Annotated in this window: 24 protein-coding genes; 1 reads left to right on the top strand and 23 read right to left on the bottom strand. The window is 46.6% G+C overall.

All coding sequences use genetic code 11. From position 1 onward, the window contains the following. Positions 1 to 6: 6 nt before the first annotated feature. From DCMF_RS03845 to DCMF_RS03790, 12 genes are all read right to left on the bottom strand, one after another. The gene (locus DCMF_RS03845; RefSeq protein ID WP_148133201.1) at positions 7 to 612 is read right to left on the bottom strand and encodes a hypothetical protein; all 606 of its coding nucleotides are present in this window, start codon (positions 610 to 612) and stop codon (positions 7 to 9) included. Further along, positions 602 to 1,246 carry a stage III sporulation protein AF gene (gene spoIIIAF / locus DCMF_RS03840; protein ID WP_148133200.1) on the bottom strand — a complete coding sequence of 215 codons (645 nt, stop codon included), beginning with the start codon at positions 1,244 to 1,246 and terminating at the stop codon, positions 602 to 604. Before spoIIIAF ends, DCMF_RS03845 begins: the two co-directional genes overlap by 11 nt. Positions 1,247 to 1,255: 9 nt before the next feature. After that, on the bottom strand, positions 1,256 to 2,425 hold the full coding sequence (spoIIIAE, locus tag DCMF_RS03835; protein ID WP_148133199.1) for a stage III sporulation protein AE: 1,170 nt from the start codon (positions 2,423 to 2,425) through the stop codon (positions 1,256 to 1,258). A gap of 193 nt (positions 2,426 to 2,618) precedes the next feature. Further along, on the bottom strand, positions 2,619 to 3,011 hold the full coding sequence (spoIIIAD, locus tag DCMF_RS03830; protein WP_148133198.1) for a stage III sporulation protein AD: 393 nt from the start codon (positions 3,009 to 3,011) through the stop codon (positions 2,619 to 2,621). A gap of 20 nt (positions 3,012 to 3,031) precedes the next feature. Continuing rightward, positions 3,032 to 3,235 (bottom strand): stage III sporulation protein AC, encoded by a 204-nt coding sequence (spoIIIAC, locus tag DCMF_RS03825; RefSeq protein ID WP_148133197.1) that lies wholly within the window; start codon positions 3,233 to 3,235, stop codon positions 3,032 to 3,034. 47 nt (positions 3,236 to 3,282) lie between these two features. After that, positions 3,283 to 3,801 carry a stage III sporulation protein SpoIIIAB gene (spoIIIAB, locus tag DCMF_RS03820; RefSeq protein ID WP_148133196.1) on the bottom strand — a complete coding sequence of 173 codons (519 nt, stop codon included), beginning with the start codon at positions 3,799 to 3,801 and terminating at the stop codon, positions 3,283 to 3,285. Beyond that, positions 3,794 to 4,816 carry a stage III sporulation protein AA gene (spoIIIAA, locus tag DCMF_RS03815; protein WP_236860178.1) on the bottom strand — a complete coding sequence of 341 codons (1,023 nt, stop codon included), beginning with the start codon at positions 4,814 to 4,816 and terminating at the stop codon, positions 3,794 to 3,796. Before spoIIIAA ends, spoIIIAB begins: the two co-directional genes overlap by 8 nt. Positions 4,817 to 5,036: 220 nt before the next feature. Beyond that, complete coding sequence (locus DCMF_RS03810; protein ID WP_214659068.1) at positions 5,037 to 5,501, bottom strand: CD1247 N-terminal domain-containing protein; 465 nt, start codon at positions 5,499 to 5,501, stop codon at positions 5,037 to 5,039. A gap of 84 nt (positions 5,502 to 5,585) precedes the next feature. Continuing rightward, positions 5,586 to 6,143 carry an elongation factor P gene (gene efp, locus DCMF_RS03805; protein ID WP_148133195.1) on the bottom strand — a complete coding sequence of 186 codons (558 nt, stop codon included), beginning with the start codon at positions 6,141 to 6,143 and terminating at the stop codon, positions 5,586 to 5,588. Positions 6,144 to 6,201: 58 nt separating this feature from the next. Next, positions 6,202 to 6,645, bottom strand: coding sequence for a type II 3-dehydroquinate dehydratase (gene aroQ, locus DCMF_RS03800; RefSeq protein ID WP_148133194.1), 444 nt, complete (start codon positions 6,643 to 6,645; stop codon positions 6,202 to 6,204). Positions 6,646 to 6,721: 76 nt separating this feature from the next. Next, positions 6,722 to 8,068 carry a TldD/PmbA family protein gene (locus DCMF_RS03795; protein ID WP_236860177.1) on the bottom strand — a complete coding sequence of 449 codons (1,347 nt, stop codon included), beginning with the start codon at positions 8,066 to 8,068 and terminating at the stop codon, positions 6,722 to 6,724. Between the two features lie 65 nt (positions 8,069 to 8,133). After that, on the bottom strand, positions 8,134 to 9,288 hold the full coding sequence (locus tag DCMF_RS03790; RefSeq protein ID WP_148133193.1) for a two-component system sensor histidine kinase NtrB: 1,155 nt from the start codon (positions 9,286 to 9,288) through the stop codon (positions 8,134 to 8,136). Between the two features lie 373 nt (positions 9,289 to 9,661). On the opposite strand from DCMF_RS03790, the gene DCMF_RS03785 reads away from it, so the two are divergent. Continuing rightward, the gene (locus DCMF_RS03785; protein ID WP_214659067.1) at positions 9,662 to 10,174 is read left to right on the top strand and encodes a shikimate kinase; all 513 of its coding nucleotides are present in this window, start codon (positions 9,662 to 9,664) and stop codon (positions 10,172 to 10,174) included. 102 nt (positions 10,175 to 10,276) lie between these two features. Here DCMF_RS03785 and DCMF_RS03780 read toward each other — a convergent pair whose 3' ends face one another. The 11 genes from DCMF_RS03780 to DCMF_RS03730 form a co-directional block, all read right to left on the bottom strand. Then, on the bottom strand, positions 10,277 to 11,095 hold the full coding sequence (locus tag DCMF_RS03780) for a sugar phosphate isomerase/epimerase family protein (RefSeq protein WP_148133191.1): 819 nt from the start codon (positions 11,093 to 11,095) through the stop codon (positions 10,277 to 10,279). A gap of 20 nt (positions 11,096 to 11,115) precedes the next feature. Next, a complete protein-coding gene (locus tag DCMF_RS03775; protein ID WP_148133190.1) occupies positions 11,116 to 12,879 on the bottom strand; it encodes a thiamine pyrophosphate-binding protein in 1,764 nt (587 codons plus the stop codon). A gap of 17 nt (positions 12,880 to 12,896) precedes the next feature. Continuing rightward, a complete protein-coding gene (aroD, locus tag DCMF_RS03770) occupies positions 12,897 to 13,655 on the bottom strand; it encodes a type I 3-dehydroquinate dehydratase (RefSeq protein WP_214659066.1) in 759 nt (252 codons plus the stop codon). A gap of 20 nt (positions 13,656 to 13,675) precedes the next feature. Then, positions 13,676 to 15,085 carry an aldehyde dehydrogenase family protein gene (locus DCMF_RS03765; RefSeq protein ID WP_148133189.1) on the bottom strand — a complete coding sequence of 470 codons (1,410 nt, stop codon included), beginning with the start codon at positions 15,083 to 15,085 and terminating at the stop codon, positions 13,676 to 13,678. A 34-nt stretch (positions 15,086 to 15,119) separates the two neighbouring features. Further along, the gene (locus DCMF_RS03760) at positions 15,120 to 16,016 is read right to left on the bottom strand and encodes a hydroxymethylglutaryl-CoA lyase (RefSeq protein ID WP_335582425.1); all 897 of its coding nucleotides are present in this window, start codon (positions 16,014 to 16,016) and stop codon (positions 15,120 to 15,122) included. Between the two features lie 121 nt (positions 16,017 to 16,137). Further along, complete coding sequence (gene aroE / locus DCMF_RS03755) at positions 16,138 to 16,998, bottom strand: shikimate dehydrogenase (protein WP_148133187.1); 861 nt, start codon at positions 16,996 to 16,998, stop codon at positions 16,138 to 16,140. Between the two features lie 41 nt (positions 16,999 to 17,039). Then, the gene (locus tag DCMF_RS03750) at positions 17,040 to 17,558 is read right to left on the bottom strand and encodes a C-GCAxxG-C-C family protein (RefSeq protein WP_236860175.1); all 519 of its coding nucleotides are present in this window, start codon (positions 17,556 to 17,558) and stop codon (positions 17,040 to 17,042) included. Positions 17,559 to 17,695: 137 nt separating this feature from the next. After that, the gene (locus DCMF_RS03745; protein ID WP_148133186.1) at positions 17,696 to 18,982 is read right to left on the bottom strand and encodes an MFS transporter; all 1,287 of its coding nucleotides are present in this window, start codon (positions 18,980 to 18,982) and stop codon (positions 17,696 to 17,698) included. A gap of 14 nt (positions 18,983 to 18,996) precedes the next feature. Beyond that, positions 18,997 to 19,908 (bottom strand): LysR family transcriptional regulator, encoded by a 912-nt coding sequence (locus DCMF_RS03740; protein WP_148133185.1) that lies wholly within the window; start codon positions 19,906 to 19,908, stop codon positions 18,997 to 18,999. Between the two features lie 138 nt (positions 19,909 to 20,046). Continuing rightward, positions 20,047 to 20,691, bottom strand: coding sequence for an MBL fold metallo-hydrolase (locus DCMF_RS03735; RefSeq protein WP_148133184.1), 645 nt, complete (start codon positions 20,689 to 20,691; stop codon positions 20,047 to 20,049). A gap of 5 nt (positions 20,692 to 20,696) precedes the next feature. After that, a complete protein-coding gene (locus DCMF_RS03730; RefSeq protein ID WP_148133183.1) occupies positions 20,697 to 22,319 on the bottom strand; it encodes an acyl CoA:acetate/3-ketoacid CoA transferase in 1,623 nt (540 codons plus the stop codon). Positions 22,320 to 22,376 lie beyond the last annotated feature (57 nt).

Below are 22,376 nucleotides of genomic sequence, written 5' to 3'. Positions count from 1 at the left end.
TTTTTCTCAACCTCCTTTTTTAGAACAGATGGTGATCCGGTGAGCCGGAATCTGAAGCAGGGTTTTTGCCGCCTGAAACAGTTCTTCTTTCACGAGAGGATTTTCCGCTCCTTGCGCCACAATTAAGATCCCTTGAATCTTGGGCATGCTCTCTTTAACCAGGACAGGCTGGGCATTTCCCTCCCCCATCACCATTTGGCCATTTTCCGTTTTTTCATTTGTAGTCCGGATTCCTCCGGATTGATCTTTTTCTTGGATTTCCCTAGCTGTCGTATTGACATTCACGGCATATTCCTTGGTTGGCCCTTCTGCAAACACCAGGGAAACCGAAACATCTCCTACCCCGTCGATTTCAGATAAAATGTTTTCCAGCTGGCTTTCCAGGGTGTTGCTATCCGGCACATAGACCAGCTGGTCATTTCCGGTATCTTGATTCTTCGGCAGCAGGGACGCCTGAGAATCAGCGGCTTTGGGGCCGGAAAAAAAGTTGGCAAAATTAAGAATCACAATACCCACAAAGGCAATTGTCAATAACTTAAAAACAAAGGGCCACTGGTCTTTTGTGATTTTAAAGATCGTTGGTACCTTATTTTTGTTCTCTTTATTCACCATCTGTTTCCTCCTCACTCTGAGACATCATGGTAATCTGAATTTGCTCTTCGTTTAAGCTATAAAAACTCTTGAGCGCTTCTTTGATCTGCACTTTCATTTGCTCGTGATCCGGACTCTCCGGGGCAGTCCTTTTTTCTCCCGAAATATTAATATCGATGGGCTCTACCTTTTCCAAATCTGTCTCAGCACCATTTTTTGATCCGGTGCCCACCTCTAACACCACTTTGCTAATCTTGCCGTAATCGGGATTGCCCGTTTTTTCCATTTCCACCATGGCTTGGACCCAAGTCACCCCCTTTACCAATTTCACGATCATTTCAATCTGTTTTGCTAAATTCTTTGTGTACAGATCCACCGCTTTATCATTCATGTGCCGGGAGATTTCTTCCCCTTGATGCAGAATGGAAGTCAATTCGGTGTTGGGAGCAGGATTCTGCCAAGCTAAAACTTCACAGGCCACATTCTTGTCAAACAAACTTAATAAAGGGTTTAAGATGGAAACAAGAATAAATAATCCCATGACGGCTTTGACAAATTTTTTAATTTCACCGGAGGGCAAAAGCATTTCCAGGAACCCGGCGATGATCACAATAATGGTCACATCACGGACCAAATCTCTTATCGTATTGAGCATCCTTCTCACCTACCTGAACATCATGCTAATATTGCCGGAGCCGATGGTAATGGTAATGATAAAGAAAAACATCAGGCCGATCGATGCCACGGCAGCAAAGACCAGCAACAATGAATTAGCCATGGTATGCAATGCCTCTGCCAGTTGATTGTCTCCAAAAGGCTGAATAATGGCCGCAACAATCCGGTAAATTAAGCTCATGGCAATAATTTTGATCGCGGGAATCGCACACAGCAAAAAAATGACCACCACCCCTAAAAAACCGATGCCATTTTTCAGGATCAATGAAGTGCCGATCACGGTGTCCATAGCATCAGCCAAAGATTTTCCTACCACCGGGATAAAAGCGCCCGTGGCAAACTTCGCTGCTTTAATGGTGAGCCCGTCCGCCACAGACCCTGCCAGGCCCTGCATACCTAAAAACCCGACGAATATTGTCATCAGGATGCCTAAGAAACCTAAAGACAAATCTTTGAAGAGCCCGGCCAACCGGGTTACTTTAAATTGAGGAGAAATATGGCTGACAATATTCAGAACGGCCATAAAATAAATAAAGGGAAATATCAGTGTTTTAATTACGGTTGTCGAAAAACCTAACATCATCACCATGGCAGGATGGATCAGAGCTGCCGAAGTTACATTCCCCATGGCGGCCAGCAAGGACAATAATAAGGGCATCAGGGCATAGAGAAACCCTGTCATGCTGTCTATGGCTTCTTTTCCCGTGTTCACAGCAATGGAAAAAGAATTGAGCACTATGGAGATTAAGACCAAATAAATGACCCCATGCCCTAAAATGGCAATGTTCCCTTGATCAAAGGCGCTTTGCAAATTCGCCAAAACCACACTTGCTACAGCAAGGATCACCAGCTTGGTAAGGAGGCCGCTGTTTGCCACCACTTCCTGAAAAAAGAATCTGAGCAAACCGGTCACTAAATCCTTTACATTCCAGGAAAAATCTCCTTTTTTGAGATCCTGATAAAGCCGGCTGATACTTAGCTCAGGCAAATGCTCTTGTATTTCCTGATCTACCTGTTCCACATATTCTTCTATTTCGGAAAAATCAAGGTTGTCCGCCATCTCTGCGGTGTTAGCCGGTTCTTCCGCCCGGGTGGGAAGCGGGGAAACCAAGTTAAGAACCAAAAAGAATATGACCAGCCATCCCAATCCTTTACCCATCCTGTCTCACACTCCCTAAAGGAATCAGTCGAAAGTCAAAGGTCAAAATCAAAAGTGATTTATTATTCCGCTGCTATTCTGTCTAAGTTTCAAAAGCCGAAGACTTTTCACCGGACTTCAAGATTCTTCAACTGACTTTCGACTTTGGGCTTTCGACTTATACTTGAAAGGACTGCTGAAAGTTACCATACGATTACGGAAGCAGTCTTACCACAGATTCCAAGATTGCTGCGATGATGGGAATAGCCAATACCATCACCAATATTTTGGCGGCGAATTCCACCTTTGTGGCAATCGCCCCCTGTCCCGCATCACGGCATACCTGGGCGCCAAATTCAGCAATGTAAGAAATACCGATAATTTTAAAAATAGTGGCTAAGTAAAATGTATTTAAACTGGCCCGGGAGGCCAATTCCTCAAACACGGCCACAATGTGCGAAATCTTGGGCAGCACCTGTAAAAAAATAATCGTTCCCACCAAAACAGTGATCACAATCGCCAGTTCCGGAATCCGGCTGTCTTTTACAAAGACCGCCAGTATGGTCGTGACGAGGGCCAGTCCTAAAATGGCAAACAGACCTTCCACAAAATCTCCCCCCGTGCGTGCTAATAAAGTTTAAAGACGCTTTGTACCTGTTCAAAAAGAGTTTTGATCACGGGAATTATTTTCAGTAATCCGATCGCCAGACCAACCACCAGTGTCATGTAGGCATATTCGTCTCTTCCTGCCTGCTTCAGAAAGGTATGCAGGATTGTCACCGCAATGGCAAGGCCTGTAAGAAAAAAGATCACTCCTGTATCTGCAACCATGCGTATCGTCCTTTCTTGTGGAAAATTCCAATCCTTTTCAAGGTTTTTTATAGAAACAAAAGTGTTAATACCAGGCCGACAGCCCAGCCTAGCGTCTGCCAAACTTTCTGGTACTGGCGCCGCTCTGTTTCCGCCAGTTGTTCCTTGGCGGCCAGTTGGATCCTGATACTGGTCAGACGCTTCATCTGATCTTCCCGGTCAGAGGTTCCCAAGCCTTGTCCAAATTGCTCCAGAATACTGATTTCCCCATCTGCCAGTAACAAGTTTGGCTGTATCTCCTTTAGTGCCTTAGACCAGGCCTCCCCTGCCGTTTGTCCCTGGCCCTGCGCCAGTTCTTTGCCGGTCTGAGCAAAAACCTCCGCGATCATTCCTCTTGTTTGTTTTGCCACCATGCTCAGTGCTTGGGGCAAGGGCGTTGCGGAATACATTATTTCCGTTTCCAAAGCCTGCAGGCCAAACTGCAATTGCCTTAACTCATCCGGCCGTTTGGCCACATTTTTTCCCAGCATGGTCCCCATGACGCCAAAAGATGCCACCACCAAACCGGCACCCACCAGTTTAAGCATCTGTAACCCCCCCTTTTGGAAGCACCGTTTCCCAGTTCCTGTCGTAAATGTTTTCTACCGTTCCCGGGCCCTTTTTCCGGCTCAGGATCACATATCTCTCAAAAACCTTTTCTTCCACAATCTCTCGAATCACCGGCCTCCTCAAAATATCCTCCTTACTCTCGCCATGGACGGTAGCCAGCAGTTTAATTCCCGCATTAATCACTTCTTGGATGGCGTCTGCGTCCTCTTTGCGTCCAATTTCATCCGTAGCGATCACCTGGGGTGCCATGGACCGGACCATGATCATCATTCCTTCTGCCTTGGGACAACCATCTAAAACGTCTGTCCTGTGCCCCACAGGCATCTGAACGATCCCCTCTCTGCACCCCGCAATTTCCGATCTTTCATCGACTAGACCTACATCTATCGGCAAAAATCCGGTAAAACCATCGGAAAGAGCCGCCACAATGTCTCTTAATAAGGTGGTCTTTCCTCCTCTGGGCGGCGAAATAATTAAAGTATTCCGCAAACTGTTTCCCAGTACCAAATGCCTCATGATTTTTTGGGCAATTCCGGTCACAGGACGGGCGACTCGGATATTGACACTGGAAATCTGCTTTAATGTTTTCAGTGCGCCCTGGTCCAATACCGCCCGTCCCACAAAACCTGCCCGATGTCCTCCGGGAAGGGTGATAAATCCTTTGCGCAGTTCTTCTTCCAAGGCGTAAAGAGAGCTGTTGCACAATAAAAGCACCGTTTTATGCATGGTCTCGGAACTGCAAAGATAACCCCTTTCCCGTCTGGATGTTAGTCCTCCCTCTTTACCCAGGTATTGATCACCGTTTCTCTGGCGCAGTAAAACCGGAGCATTCACTCGTAGCCTGATTTCTTCCAAAGTATCAAGTTGGACCTCCGGTAATTTAGCCAGCAAGGTGCGCAGATCCGGAGACAAAAATGGGATGATTTCCTGGTGTATGATCGCCGCTACGGATCGTTTTAAACCTTCTCGAGAAATCTCTGCCAGTGTTGTCACCTTTGTCCCCCTTTGATTATTAATATTAGATGGACAAGTAAATTAGAACGAAAAAAGTACGGCTGGTCTGCCGCACTTTTTCGAGGGACCTATTTTTCAGTTTTTCTGGTCTTAAATTTTAATGTTAGATGTGAAAAAAGAAGGTTTGCACCTTCTTTCCTTGAAATCGTATTTTTTCCCCTGTCACCTGAAAACTGCTCCCTCAAACCGGGAAAATGGATTAGAGATCTTCCGTATGACTTTTCTTTTCCGCCACCAATTGCTCCTCATCTTCCTCTTCGTGCTCTTCGCCGCAGGTACACTTGTCATCATAGCTGCCGTCGTTAATAAATACTACTTCATTGCAGCGCGGACAGGTGACCTCGATCAAATCCTCATCCTCTAAAATATCCGCGTCAAAACAGACAATATCTTGGCACTTGGGGCACTTAACCTCTACGTAATCCGTATCGTCTTCTTCCTCTTCGTAAAAGTCCTCTTCCAATTCATTTAAATCATCGTCAATGCTTTCCAGATAGGTCTCCATGTCTGCCTGTTGCGCTCTCAGATCTTCCACGGAAAGGGCGATTCCCTCCAACACATCGATGATCTGAGTAAGTACCCGGCCTTCTTTTGTTTCTTTGGATATACCCAGTCCTTCAGCCAAACCCTGCAAATAGGCAACCTGCTGTTTCAAATCCTTCACATTATTACCTCCTTTCATTGTAACCAATACTATTGTTCCCTATGTTTTTCCATTTTAATCATATCAGGAATGAATCAAATTTTTCTAAGCCCGTCCGATATATTCACCTGTCTTGGTGTTCACTTGAATGACCTCACCCACATTAATAAAGAAAGGTACTCTTACAACTGCTCCCGTCTCCAAAGTAGCCGGCTTGGAACCCCCGGAGGCCGTATCTCCTTTGATTCCCGGTTCTGTTTCCGTTACTGTCAGTTCTACCTGACTGGGTAAATCTACTCCAATCACATTGCCTTGGAAAAGAAGGATAAACAGGTTCGTGTTTTCTTTCAAGTATTTTTTCCCGTCTCCCATTTGTTCGTCACTCAAAGGCATTTGCTCAAAGTTGTTTACGTCCATCAAAATAAAGGCATCCCCGTCATGGTAGAGAAACTGCATTTCTTTCCGTTCCAAATGGGCTTTGGTAAGCTTCTCCCCGGCCGCAAAGGTTCTTTCCACCACTGCTCCGGTTCTCACATTCTTCAGTTTAGTACGCACGAAAGCTGCTCCTTTGCCGGGCTTCACGTGCTGGAAATCTACTACCTGGTAAGCATCACCGTCTAACTCGATGGTCACTCCTGTTTTAAAATCGTTTGATGAAATCATTGAAATACCCCCTAGTTGCACATGATTAAATTTGAATCAGAAAAAAAGCCTTTTATCCCTAGCTATTTTCCTTCATGATATGCCATGCCGCATAAAAAGCCATCTGGTAGCTGAAAGGACCAAAACCGCTGATCTGCCCTTTCGCGGCCGGAGCAACCACGGAAACGTGGCGAAACTCTTCCCGGGCATAAATATTGGACAGGTGCACTTCCACCACAGGAGTATGAATACCTTTCACCGCATCCCGAATAGCGATACTATAATGGGTATACGCCCCAGGATTCAAGATGACACAATCGGCATTTGCTCCCTCCCGGTGCAAGATGTCGATGATCTCTCCTTCAGAATTCGACTGGGCGCAAAAAATTTCCACCCCATGCTTCGCCGCCAAGCGGGTAAGATTCTGATTAATCTCCTCCAACGTAACACGACCATAGACGTCCGTTTCCCTGTTCCCCAATAAATTTAAATTCGGCCCGTGCAATACCACCAACTTTGGCATACCTTACCACTCCCGTCCTTCGTTAGCATTTTATCATAGTTTTATTTTTTTGACCAGTATTTAACTTTTTATTAATTTAGCTACCGCTTACCGTCATTTTTGCAATACGAAGGGTAGGACTTCCTTTGCCGATAAAGAAAGTAAGATCTGAGCCGACTGCATCAATGGCAGATAAAAGATCAAAAAAGTTGCCTGCAATGGCAATACCCCGGACCGGCTGGGTTAATTCCCCATGTTCAATCAACAAGCCCGCCGCTCCTAAAGAAAAATCGCCCGAAATGGGATTAGCGGTATGCATGCCCATGACCTCTGTCAGATAAATCCCCTTTGTGACCTTTTTCAACAAGTCTTCTTGGGAAACGGCCCCCTTTTCGATATAGAAGTTGGTCGTGCCGATCTCAGGGGTACCTTTATAGGAGCCTCGAATGCCGTTTCCGGTGGACTTTACCCCGTCCTTGGCGGCGGCATAGGTATTGTAAAGGAAACCCTTCAACACCCCTTGATCAATTAACACCGTTTTTTGAGAAGGCACTCCTTCGCCGTCGAAGGGAGATGACATAATCCCCTTTTCTTTGGCCCCGTCATCAATCAGAGTAACTAATCCTGACGCGACCCGGGTATTCATCTTTCCTGCCAGCCGGGACTTCCCTTTTTGAACCGATTCTGCCGACAGAGCGTGAGAAATACTCCCTAAGAAATTTGTCGCCACATAGGGATCAAAGACCGCTGTCATTTCCTGGGTCTTGATGTTTTTGGCCCCCAGCATCCGAACCCCTTTTTTTGCCGCCTCCTGTCCCAAAAAAACCGGGTCAATTTCCTGATATTTTAATTGATATTGAAAACTGAAACCCGTTTGAGATTCGCCTTGGTCTTCCGCGACCACAAAAGCAGAAGCCCCGCAGTAGGAACCCTGAAATTGGCCGGCCACCCCCAATGAGTTGACCACAGCCACCTCATAGCTGGAATCGGAATAGGCGCATCTTTCGGTAATCTTGATGCGGTGATCATACTTTCGGGCAGCCTGCTCAATATTTTTTGCCAAATCAATCTTTTCTTCTACAGGAGCCTGTATTGTGTCAGCATCCCAAAGAGCAACCTCCGGATATTTTTCTGCCGGACCAGGCAAGATATTGTATTTGTCCTCTCCGGTACTGCGAGAGTTTTCTATGGCCTGAGATACAAGCTGATCCAGTGCGGAATCCGACCATGCCGAGGAGTATGAAAATCCCAGTCTCTGATTCTGTAAAATACGGATACCTAGGCCCTGCTGCTCCGCCAGTTTCATGGTTTCAACCTGCTGCTCGCTTACTTCAATGGTCAAGTCTTTCGCCCGGCTTAAAAATACTTCTGCCGATGAGGCACCAAGAGAAAGGGCCATTTTTACGGCCTTTTCCCCAATTTTTGTTAAGTTCTCTCCAGCCAACTATTTCTCCTCCTCAAAAAACCCCTATTTATCAGGTAGTATTATTCAACAAAAGTAAAAATATTCTAGGAAGCAGGATAGCGGGAAACATACAATAATTCCATGGTTACAGTGGTTCCCCCGTCGGGATTGTTAAACACATGTACCTCGCCCCCATGGTTCCGGATAATACTGTAGGTTAAGGCCAGTCCCATGCCCGGGGCTTCCTCTTTGGTGGTAAAAAAGGGCTCAAAGATATGGGAGATAATTTCCGGAGGGATCCCCGGCCCCATATCCTGAACACTTAATACCACCTTGCCCATTTTTTCATCATTATGGACCCAGATCCGAATGGTGCCCTTTTCGGAAAAATCAACGGCATTCTTTAAAACATTGACCAGGGCCCGGCAAATCTGCTCCGGATCTAAATACATTAAAGGAAAAACATCGCCGGAAACCGATGGTACAGGCAATCTTTTTGCTTCCGCGTCTGGTTTTACCACGGAGACCGCTTCCTCCAACACCTGTTTTAGATGTACCAAAGAAAAATTGGGCGCCGCCGGCCGCACAAAGAGCAAAAAATCTTTGATCATAAAGTTGGCCCGGTCCAATTCATCTAAAGCCACTTGCAGATATTCTTTTTTGGATGATTTTTTTAATTGCTCATGAAGCAGTTGAATAAAACCTCTTACTGCGGTCAAGGGATTTCTTATTTCGTGGGCCAACCCGGAGGCCACCTGGTTTACTATTTTCTGCATATAACGCCGGTTGGTCTCTTCATAAAAGATCTTGTGTTCCGTAATATCTTTCACCGTAAGCATCAACCCGGCCGCCTGAGTGTTCTCAAGCTTTAAGAAACGGGTCTCCAGCAAAAAAAGAAAAGGCCGATTTTTGAGCCAAGCCTTTTCCACCAACCGGTGCTCGGCTCTTCTTTCCCATGATTCTCTCATCAGGCGCTGGATCGTTTCCCCCAAGGGCTTATCAGCGCAAATGTGACCATCAATTTTTTCTCCTGTCAACTCTTCCTGACAAGAAAAAAGCTCTTGTGCGCACCGGTTAACCCAGATCACCCTCATTTCTTGATCCCCCACAAGGACGGCATCCGATGATTCCGCCCAGAACTGGTCCCATAGGTCACCCAAAGCGCTATTATTATTTAAGCAAAATACTTCTCTCATCCATGTGGAGAAGGCAGAACTCCCACCTTGTCCCGGGTTTTCTCTAAATTCCGCCACATGCATTTTCTCACCCTCATATTTTGGTTATTATTGCATAATACAACATCTTTTGCTAGTTTTCCTGCTAATTTGGGCAAGTATTTTTCGATTAATTATGTCAAATTACGGGAAAAGGGTTGATGTACTCTGAGTGAGCTAAATACGTAGTAAGATATACTTGAAATAGCTTGAGAAACACAGTATAATATTTTTAATGTTTTTGTAGGATGGTAGGATGGGGATAAGCAAGGGCTTCTTGATAACACCCCTTTTTAGAAAGTGGGTGTTTTTTATACTTTTTATAGTATAAATGCAACTTCACCTTCCACATTCACCAAGATCCCGCTGTAAGGCATGGCTTATTTACCTATTAATATTTCGGAAGGCGGTTGTTCAAATGAAATCTAATATTGTTTTGATTGGGATATCGGGCTCCGGAAAAACTACCATTGGAAAAATGCTTGCGGAACGTTTGCAAATGGAGTTTTACGACACGGATCGTGAAATCGAAAAGTTAACAGGAAAAATGATCTCCCAGTACTTTGCCGAATATGGGGAAGCACGTTTTCGCTTGGAAGAAACAGCGATGGTCAAGAAACTTTCCCAATATGATCATTGTGTAATTTCAACTGGGGGGGGCGTCGTGCTTAATCGGCAAAACATTGATTATTTGCAGGAAAAAGGGACTTTGATTTGCTTTTCTACTCGTCCGGAGATTATCCTGGAAAGGATAAAAGCCGACATCAACAGACCACTTTTCCACAATGGTGACCCGTACCAAAATATTCTAAGGCTGCTTCGAGAGAGAAAAAAACTGTACCAGGTGGCAGAATTAACCATCGACACATCCGATATGGATTTTCCGGACGTAGTCAGTGAGATTCATGAATTCGTAAAACACAAAGAATAGCTACCAAGCTCATGTCCATGCAGGATCACGAAAAAAAGGTTGGTGACATTAACCCTGGTCAACAACCCTTTTTTCTTATGTTTATGCTTGCCTTTTTATATTCTATGCCCCTAAATGAGCATCAAGATAATCCTTTGCTGTTTGTAGGCAGCGCCATGCATGTTCCGCACAGCCTAGTTCCTTTACGTTGGCCAGGTGTGGCAACTCAATGGAATATGGAATCTGAGGCATTCGTTTCAGGATGGCGGCAATATCTATACCACCTTCACCCACATACAGACGTTCATCGCGTCCAGTGTGAATCAAATCTTCTTTCGTAGTCGGAATCTCTTGGGGCGCGTCGCAGAGGTGGGCGAAGTGGAACCATTCCCGGGGAACCTGGTCCAATTCCTCAAGGGCGACCCGTGAGCGGTTGAAATGAAGGGTATCGATCATGATGCCGCAATTTTCCCGGTTAGCGCTACGCAGAACATCCATTGCGTCCTTGAGGTTTGTGACATTGGCCCAGGTGACGAATTCCAAATCCACTGTCATGCCAAAAGGTTTCGCTAAATCACAAAGTTCTGCATAACGCTCAATCGCAAAATTCCGTTCCGAGGTCCAGATGCTGCTAAGGACACAGCACGCCCCTAATTCGGCAGCTACTTCCATGGCAGGCAGATACTTTTTCGGGTCAAGTCCATCGTAGATGCGGGCCAGTTCGATATCATGAAGCTTAATGCCCGTGTAGTCAAGGGCCTTTTTGGTTTGTCTCAGCATCTCTTTGTTTTCCGCTAAGGCGTAGTTGGGCTCGTCGGGCAAGCCCATATATATAGGCCGCAAGCTGACGAAATCATAGCCGGCTCGGGCCGCGATGTAAGTCATCTCGGCAGGGGTACAGCCAAGTACCGTAAGGTGGGCTAGGGAAAATTGTCTCTTCATCTTTTGTATTCCTCCCATGTTTAGTTGGTGCTCACATGATGAACATGTTTGCCAGGCGAATATATGTCCATAATATTCCAGTGGCCGGCAGTGGGCACTGGATTATTTAACATTGATACATCAATGACACAAGGTTTATTTGCTTCAATAGCCATTTTTAATGCAGGTTTGAATTCTTCTGCTGATCGGATTTTTATCCCTTCAACCCCATATGCCCTGGCGATAGCTGCATAGTCAGGGGAATAGGGCTGTCCGTCTTTTTCAAAAACAGCGCCAAAGGTAGTGTCATAATGGGCTTTTTCTAATCCGGCAATGGTGCCAAAAGCATAGTTGTTCATGATCACGAAAATGGCCGGGATATGTTCGATTGCGGCAGTTGCCAGAACAGCCGGGTTTTGACCGAAACCACCGTCGCCGATTAGGGATACGACAACTTTATCGGGGGCGGCTATTTTGGCGCCCAAAGCGGCAGGGGAGCCAAAGCCCATTGTCGCGTATCCCCCGGGAGTGAGGATGGAACCAGGCTCGTAAATGGGGAATTGTTGTCCCACACCATTTTTGTTCCAGCCTACATCCGTGGTAATGATGGCATCCCGGGGCAATACCTCACGCACATCGGCTAAGATCCGCTGGGGACTCATGGGGAAGGTATTGCTCTCTTCCAGACTCTTGTTGCTTGCTTTGAACTCTTTTTTGTATAAGGCAATCTCTTGGTTGAGGGCTTCGTTTTGTTTGGCTTCCGGATACAATTTCTTTGCCACCCGGTTAAAAACGGTTAGTGCTTGTTTGATGTCGGCGACCGCGCCAATTTCTACCGGATAATTTCTGCCAATTTCACCAGGGTCGATATCAATATGGATTAATTTGGCAGGAGGGAAATTAAATGCATATTCCGGATACCAGGAACTGCAGTCTGCCTCTGCAAAACGGGTTCCCAGGCCCAAAACCCAATCGGCGCCTTGGCATTTCTCGTTTATGTATTTTGTTCCCCAGAATCCCGTCATACCCAGGGTCAGCGGGTGGTCATCGGGTAAAATCCCCTTGCCCATGAGGGTATGAGCTACTGGTATCCCCATATGGTCCACGAATTCCCTTAATTGTTGGGCCGCATCAGCTAACATGATGCCGCCGCCCGCATAAATCAGGGGATTTTTCGCTTCGGCCAGAATCTTCACAATTCTTGTCGCTAGTTCATCGTTGATCGAGGGCTTTTGCATCACTTTAACGTTATAGTCCAGCCTTTCGAATAACGCGGCATCAATCTCTTGAGAGAAAATATCCATAGGAACGTCTACCAAAACCGGGCCGGGGCGGCCGGATTCCGCCAGGACAAAAGCCTTCTCCATGATTTCCGGAAATAGGTCAGGACGATCCACACGCCAGGCCCGTTTGACAAAGGGGCGATAAATCTCCCATTGTGAGGCATCAGCATGCATGTTAACTTCCTGGTGGGGATGTTTCCCGAAATAATGACTGGGAACATCGCCGGCAATGACCACCAGGGGAATGGAGTCTAATGCGGCGTTGGCCACACCTGTAGCAGCGTTGGTTAAGCCAGGTCCCAAATGGCTTAAGACCACTGCGGCTTTTTTGGTCACACGGGCATAACCGTCAGCGGCATGGGAGGCAATTTGTTCATGCCTGACGTTAATAAATCTTATTTTTGTACTCTTCGATAAGGCCGCGAGAAAGGCAATATTGGTATGCCCGCACAGGCCGAAAATGTGCTTGACTCCTCTTTTTTCCAGATACTTCACTAACTGGTTCGCCACTAGATCTTTCATGATCACCGCCTCCCCCCCTATTTACTCTTCATTGATCTTTCAATGACTTCAAGGACCGTTTTTAAGTCTTCAATGGGCACCTGGCCGGGCGCTGAACTTTTCGCCCCTACGGCAAAGGTGAGTGCAGAACCAAAAACTCCGCCGATCATCCGGCTGATCGCTCCATATTTACCCATTGACATGGTAATTAAAGGTATTTTTAAACGATTTTTGGCTTCTAAGGTTACACTCAATAAGGTTAAAACGTCCTCCAATTTTTGGGGCATAACGGCTACCTTGGCCACATCCAACTGGTACTGTTCTGCCTCTTCTAATTTTTGTGCGATAAATTTCTGGCTGGGGGTGGAATCAAAATTGTGGTAAGACGCCACAATCCTGGTGCCGTTTTCCGCTGCAATTTTTCGGAGATACTGGATGTGCTCCTTTTTATTGCTCAATTCACAGTCCACATACTCGATTTTGGTATTTCTACATATAGTCGCGTTTAGTTCTATGGCTTCCTCATCTGACAAAGGTATCGGCTGCCCTCCCTCACGTATGGAGCGAATCGTAAAGATTAGCGGAATATCTCCCGCCATCTCCTTAATCTCTTTCGCTAAATTAATCACCCTGTCCGTTTGGTCTATTTCTTCAAAGAAATCGGCGCGCCATTCAATGATATCCGGTTTTTTAGCCAGGACATCGGCCAATTCGCCGAGGACATTTTCTCTTTTTTTACCTACCAGGGGTGTGCAGATTAAAGGCTGTTCGGATGCTCCTATCATCTTACTCATCATTCATTTATCCCCTTTTTCTTCTATTTTTCCATCTCCGGGTCGTAAAACTCTCCGAAGAGTTCCTGATCTGAGGGCCTATCCTCAGGAATAGGACGGGATACCCAGGTGGTATTCAGATAATGCTTCAGTGAAATGTTTTCGGAAACGATATTGCCGCCAAAGGTACCGCATCCCAAACTGGAAGTCATGGGCATTCCATTGTTAAATGCCCCGGCATTAGCTTTGGATTGGGGCTGGCGTACCATGATCCGGCTCACCGGCGCCATCAGTGCCAACCGGTGGATGTGTTCGTCTATAAAGGAATAGATTCCTACGGAGTGCCCCTTGCCCCCAACATGATAGATTTCCTTGATCATACGCAGTCCATTCTCGAAACCCTGGTATTTATATAGAGCCAGCAGTGTTGTCAGTTTTTCTCCAGAGAAAGGATACTCCTTTCCAATCCCATCCCCCATGACCATGATAAACTTACGGTCCGCGGGAATGGTAAAGCCGGCAATTTCCCCCAATTTTTGCGGGGCAATCGCTACGGTATCCGCTAATCTATGTCCTTCATCGTCCCACATGACTTTGCGCAGCTTGGCCTTTTCTTCTTCACTGGCCAGGTAGCCTCCCTCGTGGCCCAGCTGTTCCGCCATTTTATCAAAAATGCTTTCCTCAATTACCAGATTACCGTCGGCAGAACACCCGGAACCGTAATCCGAAGTCTTGCTCAGCATGGTATTATGCGCCGCTTCCTGGATATTGGCTGATTCGTCAATAAGCATGGTTGAATTTCCTGCCCCAACACCATAGGCAGGTGTTCCCGAACTGTAGGCAGCTCTGACCATGGCTTGACCCCCGGTTGCCATGACCAGATCGGCTCTGGCCATCAGAGCCTTGGACATGGGGATGTTCACTTTGGTGAGGCATTGGAGAATATCCGCCGGCGCCCCTTCTTTTTCCAGGGCTTCCCGCATTAGCCGTACTGTTTCGAAGGAGGTCTTTTTCGAGCGGGGATGGGGAGAAAAAATAACGACATCACGGGCTTTAATAGCATAAATCGCCTGTCCCGCGGGAGTAAGATCCGGGTTGGTGGTAGGCACCAGCGAGGCAATAATTCCCACAGGTTTCGCGTATTTCACGATGCCTTTTTCCGGGATTTCTTCGATAATGCCAATGCTCTTCTCGCGCAGGGCATCCCTCAAGACCCCCCGAATCTTAAATCGCTTATTCTGTCTGCTTTCCGGGTCTCCCAGCCCACTTTCTTCAATCCCCATTTCTACCAGACGCAGGAAGGTTTTTTTGTTGGCCACCGCCCAGGCTACCGCCCGGCACAGGCGGTCGACTCTGGCCTGGTCGTAAGTTTCAATCATGCTAAGCGCTTTGTTTGCCCGTTCAAAGGCCTCATCCAGTTCTTGCTGTTGTTCTTCCCTGAGTTCATCACTCATCTGTATCTCCTCCTTAAAAATGTAATGGTATTTTTTATGAACAAACTACATCGCTGCATTTACCGGCTTTAAGAATGAAACTTCCCCTATCATCGCCGATAAGTTTCTGGACATCACGGCCGATGGCAATACTTTGATCCAAATCACATCCGGTCTCAATCCCCATTTCGTGACACATATGGACTAAATCTTCCGTGGCGATATTTCCTGTGGCACCAGGAGCATAGGGGCATCCTCCCAATCCGGCAAAACTGGCATCATAACGTTTGATACCGGCCATCATTCCTGCCAGCACATTAGCTAATCCCATCCCTCTGGTGTTGTGAAAATGCAGGTTCCAGGTAACATCCGGAAACTGTTCCCGGACACCGAGACAATAATCATAGACCTGACGGGGATTGGCCATTCCTGTAGTGTCAGAGAGAGACAGCTCTTTGACTCCCATCTCCCGAAAACAGGAAACAACCTTCATCACCTGTTCCAAAGGGACCATGCCTTCGAAAGGACAACCAAAAGCAGTGGAGATGGCTCCCGAAAGCTCTATGCCGTGAGCAACTGCATAATCGGCACATTCCCCGAAGCCCTTGATCACTTCTTCCGGTGTGCGTTTCAGGTTACTCAGAGAGTGAGAATTGCTGGCCGAAACAGTGAGCTTGGCCTTCATGATACCGGCGGCTCCGGCCCGTTCCAGCCCTTTCTTATTCACAACCAGCACCCGGTATTCAACTCCCGGATATCGTTTGATGCGTCTGGCCACTTCGTCTGTATCAGCCATTTGGGGTACTGCCTTAGGATGTACGAAGGAGCCGATTTCAACGATGCCTGTCCCTGCTTGTGCTGCACGTTCGATCAATTCTACTTTCTGCTGGATTTCCAGCATCATCTTCTCATTTTGCAGTCCATCCCGTGGTCCTACTTCGCAAACAATAATGCGGGCAGGCCAGGAAAAACTTGCCTGGTTCTTTTCGTTGATAAATATCCCTCCTATCCGGAATTTACTATGGTTTACAGTTTTTAAACTAGGGATGGCACATTCCCACCCAGCCTTTGTGCTACCTGGAAAGTACGTGCAGGATCACTTCCATATCGCTTACCGGGGCATCCTTTCCCGTCCATAATTTGAAAGCTTCAGCCCCCTGGAATAGCAGCATACCCAGGCCATTTACGGTTTTGCATCCTTTTTTTCCCGTTTCCTTCAGGAGTTTTGTTTTTAGAGGGTTATAGATGATATCACAAACTATAGTTTTTTCGTTGATTAGCTCAGGATCAAGAGGAATTTCCTCATCTTTTGGATGCATGCCGACACTGGTTGTGTTGATGAAAATATCGCAATCTTTCAAAAGCTCTTTCATTTCGCCCTTGTCCAGGGTAACAGAAATACAGCACTCTCTAACCTTGGCGTTGATCTCCCCGGCTAGTTCCTGGGCTTTACTCACTGTACGATTGCACAGACAAATAGTTCGGGCTCCTTTATAAGCGACGGTTAGTGCTATGGACCTGGAGGCTCCACCGCTTCCCAGGATAAACACGTTTTGATCCTGAACCGTGATCCCGGTTTCCTCTTCCAGAGAGCGGACAAAACCGCTGCCATCGGTGTTATAGCCCTTTAAGCGTCCGTCTTTTATGGTAACCGTGTTGACGGCGCCAATTATTTCGGCCAGTTCATCGATCTCATCCAGGTATTTGATAATATTGATTTTGTGGGGGATCGTGACATTAAAGCCGGCAAAATTCATCCGGGAAATCCCCTTAACTACGTCACCCAGGTTTTCCCCAGCTACTTCAATGGGCAGATAATAGTAATCTAGCCCTAACTTTTCAAAGGCCCGGTTCTGCATGGCCGGAGAAAAGCTGTGTCCCAGGGGATTCCCTAATAATCCAACCAGTTTGGTATTAACATTGATCGCATTCATTTCAGTTTCTCCTCCCCTTCTGAAAAAATCCTCAAGTTATCTTAACGAGCACCCGCCAGGTTTTCACCGAATGGAAGATCAAACGCTTCATCCTGGCTCATACTGAGAAAATCAACTGCCATTGCCGCACTCCTTCCAATAAGTTTCATGCAGTAAACTCTGCGTTCCCTGCTTTGAAAGTCACCGAAAGGCGCGCATAATTCTTTGCAGGAGGCGCTTTTGTTTTCGGCGATAAAATCATGCACGATTTTATTGTACCGGCGATAATAATCCCGGATTTCCATGATTCTTTCATCCTCAGGAATTCTCCAGGGATCGGGGCGTCCATAAGCAGCCCCGCAGGCTAAAACAACAGCACAAAGAGCTCCACAAGTATGGCCGGTTAAACCGATCCCTCCACCAAACCCAAAGGACAGGGCAATTGTTTCCTGAGGCACCTTCAATGCGCCGCACCGTAAAAGTGCATCATAAATGGCTTCCGTGCAGTTGAAGCCTTTATTGCAGTTTGCTATGGCATAATCAGATGCCATCGTCCTTAAATCTTTTTCCTGGCTCATCATGATCTGTCCTCCTTTAATCCATAGCTAATATCTAGTAACTTAATGTTAATACTCGGAAATAAAATGATGAAAGACAGCATTAGGACCCTGATTCACTTTCCAATTTTTTATAACGATAGAGTTCATCCGCAAAACCTTTAATTTTCCGTGCCGCCAAAGGATCCGGACAGTTGTTTGGCCACCCCATAGAACAAAATAAAGGTTACTACCACAATAACTGTGGACGTCAGAAATAAAAAGGGATAATCAGAAATATCCAACAGTGCGCCCAGCATCAATGCCCCCAAGGCAAAGGCACTGTCACATGCCGCATAGTAGGCTGAATTGGCGGCACCTTGTTTATATTTTCCAAATAGCACCAGGATCGCCGTATGTAAAGTCGGGTTTACTAAGGACACACCGATCCCAAACAGTATCCCCACCGGCATTAGTATCGATTTTGCCGGGAACCATATTAGCAAGACATAGGAGGCTGTTAAAGCGGGTATACCCATGGCCATCATCCGGGTAAAACCCAGCCTGCCTGCTTTTTTTCCCACAATTATGCGTGTGACAATAATCGATACCGTGTACAGGAAAAAGAAGAAGCTGATATTTCCGAAGCCTTTTTGCGTCGTATAGGGAGCAATAAAAGAGGTGACGCAGCACCGGGTGATGGCAAATAACATCAAAGCGGAAAATATCCTGACTTTAGCAGAGAAACCGCCGGGATATTCTTCTTTCTCGCCATTCTCCGAGTCGGGCTCTCCAGGCTCAGGTGCACTTGGGGCACTCTTAAAGGAAAAGGCTGACTCTTTGCTGAGAATATTCCCCAAACATGCCACAATCGAGATCATGACAAAAGAAAATATCATCACCGCTTTGTAACCCAGGGTGCTACCGATCCACAAACCAACGGCCGGGCCAATTCCTGTGGCAATTGGTTGAGCAAGACCGTAATATCCCATGCCTTCCATCAACTGTTCTTTGGGCAAAGACCGGCTGGCGATAGTGGCAACAGCTCCCGATAAAAACGCGTAGCAAAAACCCGCTAAGGTTCGCATCACCAGCATGAGAGCTACAGATCCGATAAAAATATAGGACCCGTAGCAGAGCATGCTGCCGAATACCCCGATCATCCATGCTAGAACGCATTGCTTTCTGTCAATCATGTGGCCGGCGAAAGGACGCATGATTAAAGAGCCCATAGAACATACGGTAACCAGCGCACCGGCTAGAGCGCCGGTGGTACCGATAGAAATGGCATAATTAGGTAAGTAGCTGTTAAACATTTGTGCCAGGCTGCTCATTATCAAAGCGGAAACCCATATTGTGATAAATGCTTTATTCCATAACACAGTCTTGCTGATTGGTTCATTGTTAGATATCTTTTGTGACAGCCCGGATGCATTCACAGTGCGCCGCCCTTCTCCCGAATACCGCATTTATCCGCCGATCTTTACTTCTGATTAAGATTGTGATACGTTTGCAAAATATGTTGAATAAAACCTTTGACGACGGGAAACTTAAAAGAATTATTGGAAATAGCTAAAAAGATGTGGCGATAAAACGCCGGTTTTACTTTAATAATGGAGATCCCTCGTATCTGATTTTTTTCTGCGGTTTTCCGGGTCACCATTGTCGCACCCATACCGCTCGCTACCAGTCCGATATTGGTGCTAATATGAGTATTGTGTGTGATACACATATTAAAAGAGGCATCCTTTTTACACATTCTCATGTCCTTCAATACGTCCGTCTCCAGGTATTCCCGGATGGAGGAGGTTTTTGAAAAAATTAAGGGCTCATTCATCAACTCCGCTAAATAGATCTCATCCCTGTCGGCCAAACGATGGTTCTTTCCCACAATCAGTACCACTTCGTCGCTATACAGGAGATATGTTTTTAACATAGATGGTAGTTCCATGGCCGAAATGAAAGCGGCATCCAGCTCATTTTGCTGGAGCATCTCCATCAGTTTGGAGCTCTCTTCCTCATAGATATCAAGCTCCACAAAGGGGAATGATTGTTTATATGATGCAATCAGGTCCGTCAAATCAAAATTTGAGCTACCATGCACCATTCCTAAGGTCAAAACGCCATCATCTTCTCGTTCGTATACCCGCAGGGCATTACGTACATCGGCTTCCATATCGCAAACCTTTTCCGCGAAATCAAGAAAAACCACCCCGGCTTTTGTCAGCTTTACTCCTTTAGGAGTACGTTCGAAAATACGTATCCCTAATTCCGCTTCCAGTTTACTGATCTGAACGGAAAGGGAGGACTGGGCAATGAAGCATTCATCGGCAGCGCGGGTAAAATTATTGCATTTGGCAACTTCAAGACAATACTTTAACTGGCAAAAATCCATAGCTTCCCTTCTCCCTTAGTCACAATTTTGCACCACGCTAAGACCTGATACTTAAACTATGTGATATATGCCATACAAGAATTCCCAAAATGGATTTTATAGGACCCAAGTCTTCCATTTGCAGCAGAACTTATTATGCTATTCTTGTATGCGTCTCCAATAGCGGACGAAGGGGTTGTTCCTCCGTTCTTCTTCCAGAGATCCCTCCTCCATATGCCCGGGATAAAGGGTATATTCTCCCTGAAGCGTAAACAACTTATTGACAATTGACCCATACAGCATGGCATAACTGGATTTCTGTGAATCCGCCCGACCTGCATCCTGGTGGAATATGGTGTCACCGGTAAAAATCATCCTTGCTTTTTCAATCAAATAACACACACTGCCCAATGTATGGCCGGGCACATGAATCACCCGGAGTTCTAAGCCGGCTGCATACAGGATGTCCCCGTCATCCACAAAGCCATCCGGTGTACAGGATTCCATAACATACCCGTCATACACTATCCGCGGCACATCGCCGCTATGCAAGTAGCCGTCATCTTCTCGGTGGATGAAAACCTTGGCACCCGTCGATTTTTGTAAGGCAGCGACCCCAAGCACATGGTCATAATGACCATGTGTCAGCAGTAGATGAGAGCACCGCAAATGCATGTTTCGCAGATAAGTTAGCACAGGCTCCGCTACCCCCGGATCGATCACCACACAATCTTTTCCATTGTCTTCATGAATAATATAAGTGTTCACAGACAAAGGATCGCAAACCAGCTTTTTCATTTGCATCTTGTTTACTTTTTAGCCCGCCATTCTTCCTTGATGCCCATAGGCCGGTCATGGAAGAACCGCTCATCCATCATATTTAAGTTTTTGGAGATAATGGGTTTGAAATCCATCACCGGCAAAATATCCTTTTCTAAATCGATACCCGGCGCGATCTCGATCAGCTCCAGTCCCTCGGGAGTCAAACGGAACACGCATCTCTCGGTAACATAGAACACCGGCTTATTTACCCGGTTCGCTTCCTTTGCGCTGAACGTGATCTGATCCACTTTTCCTACAAACTTCTTAAAGCGGCCTTCCTGCAAAATCTCGATTTTTCCGCCGCCTACTTTCGACTTAAAGCCTCCGGAAGTCATTGTGCCGCCAAATACGACTTTCTTGGCGTTGGCAGAAATATGGATAAACCCGCCGGTTCCCATAATCTTATGGTTAAACCAATGCACATTCACATTGCCTTCATTGTCAACCTGAGCAAAGCTCAGATACGCAACATCCAATCCGCCGCCTTCATAAAAATTGAACGAATCGGCCATTGGAATTACTGCACGCACATTATAGTATTCACCACCGTTGCTTTTTCCTTTCGAAGGGCCTGATGCTCCTCCGATGACACCGGTTTCCACAGTTAAGGTAAAATCCTTTTGAATACCTTCCTCATTTGCCACACCGCTGATGGCAGTCTGCACGCCGACGCCGATATTTCCAATGTCACCCGGCTTAGCCTCCATTAGGCTTCGGCGCACAATCACTTTCCGCTCTGTCAAAGGATGGGGGGGCACGCCGTCTTCCGGCTTTTTCAAGTCACCTGCGGCAAAATTGTCGATGGGCTGGCCTTTCAGAGCATAAGACTGTGATTGATAGGGATCAACAACCACCGCATCTACCAAAATGCCCGGAATGCGCACGTGTTTTGGATTAAGAGTCCCTTCTTTGACCAGCCTTCTCACCTGGACCACGACTAGCCCTCCATTATTATGAACTGCCTGGGCTACCGCGATGTCGTCCAAAAACGCTGGACCCACTTCTTCTTCTACGGTGATATAACCATTCATATCGGACGTTGTTCCGCGCAAAAGAGCTACGGTTGGAGAAACGGTACGATAAAACAGGTACTCTTCACCCTCAACATCTACCACCTTGACCAGGTCTTCTTTAGTACGTTCGTTCAGCTTACCCCCGGTCTGGCGCGGGTCCATAAAGGTCCCCTTACCCACCTTCGTAAAAACACCCGGCTGTTTTGCAGCCGCAGCACGCATCATTTGGCTCAGAGTGCCCATGGAAAAATTATATGCCTCCACTTCATTGTGGTCCACCAGGTCTGCCAGCTTCGGAGATTGACCCAGATGACCAGATAGCAACCGCTTGATCATGGTCGGCAAGGCAAGCACGCCAAACCCTACGTCCGAACCGGCAGTTCTGTCACCGACGCCGTTGGGGTGAATCAGTGTCAGACCGTTAGGAGATCCTGTTTCCTTGTGCCTCTTGGCCAAGGCGTGGTATAACGATGCCGGTTCTCTTTCTCCGTTGCCGGAACCATCCAGATAAATCACCGCTTCGTTCGGAATCAGTGCTACAGCCTCATCTGCCGTTAAAATCGGTACTTTGTTGTTAATCTTTTCCGGTTTTTTCATTATAACCCCACTTCCTTATGTAATTGCTTATTTGTTGTCGTTTGTTGCAGGCATATC

The sequence above is a fragment of the Candidatus Formimonas warabiya genome (assembly GCF_002777255.1).
GTDB classification, from domain to species: Bacteria; Bacillota; Dehalobacteriia; order Dehalobacteriales; family Dehalobacteriaceae; genus Formimonas; species Formimonas warabiya.
This window is presented reverse-complemented; position numbering and strand designations above follow the sequence as displayed.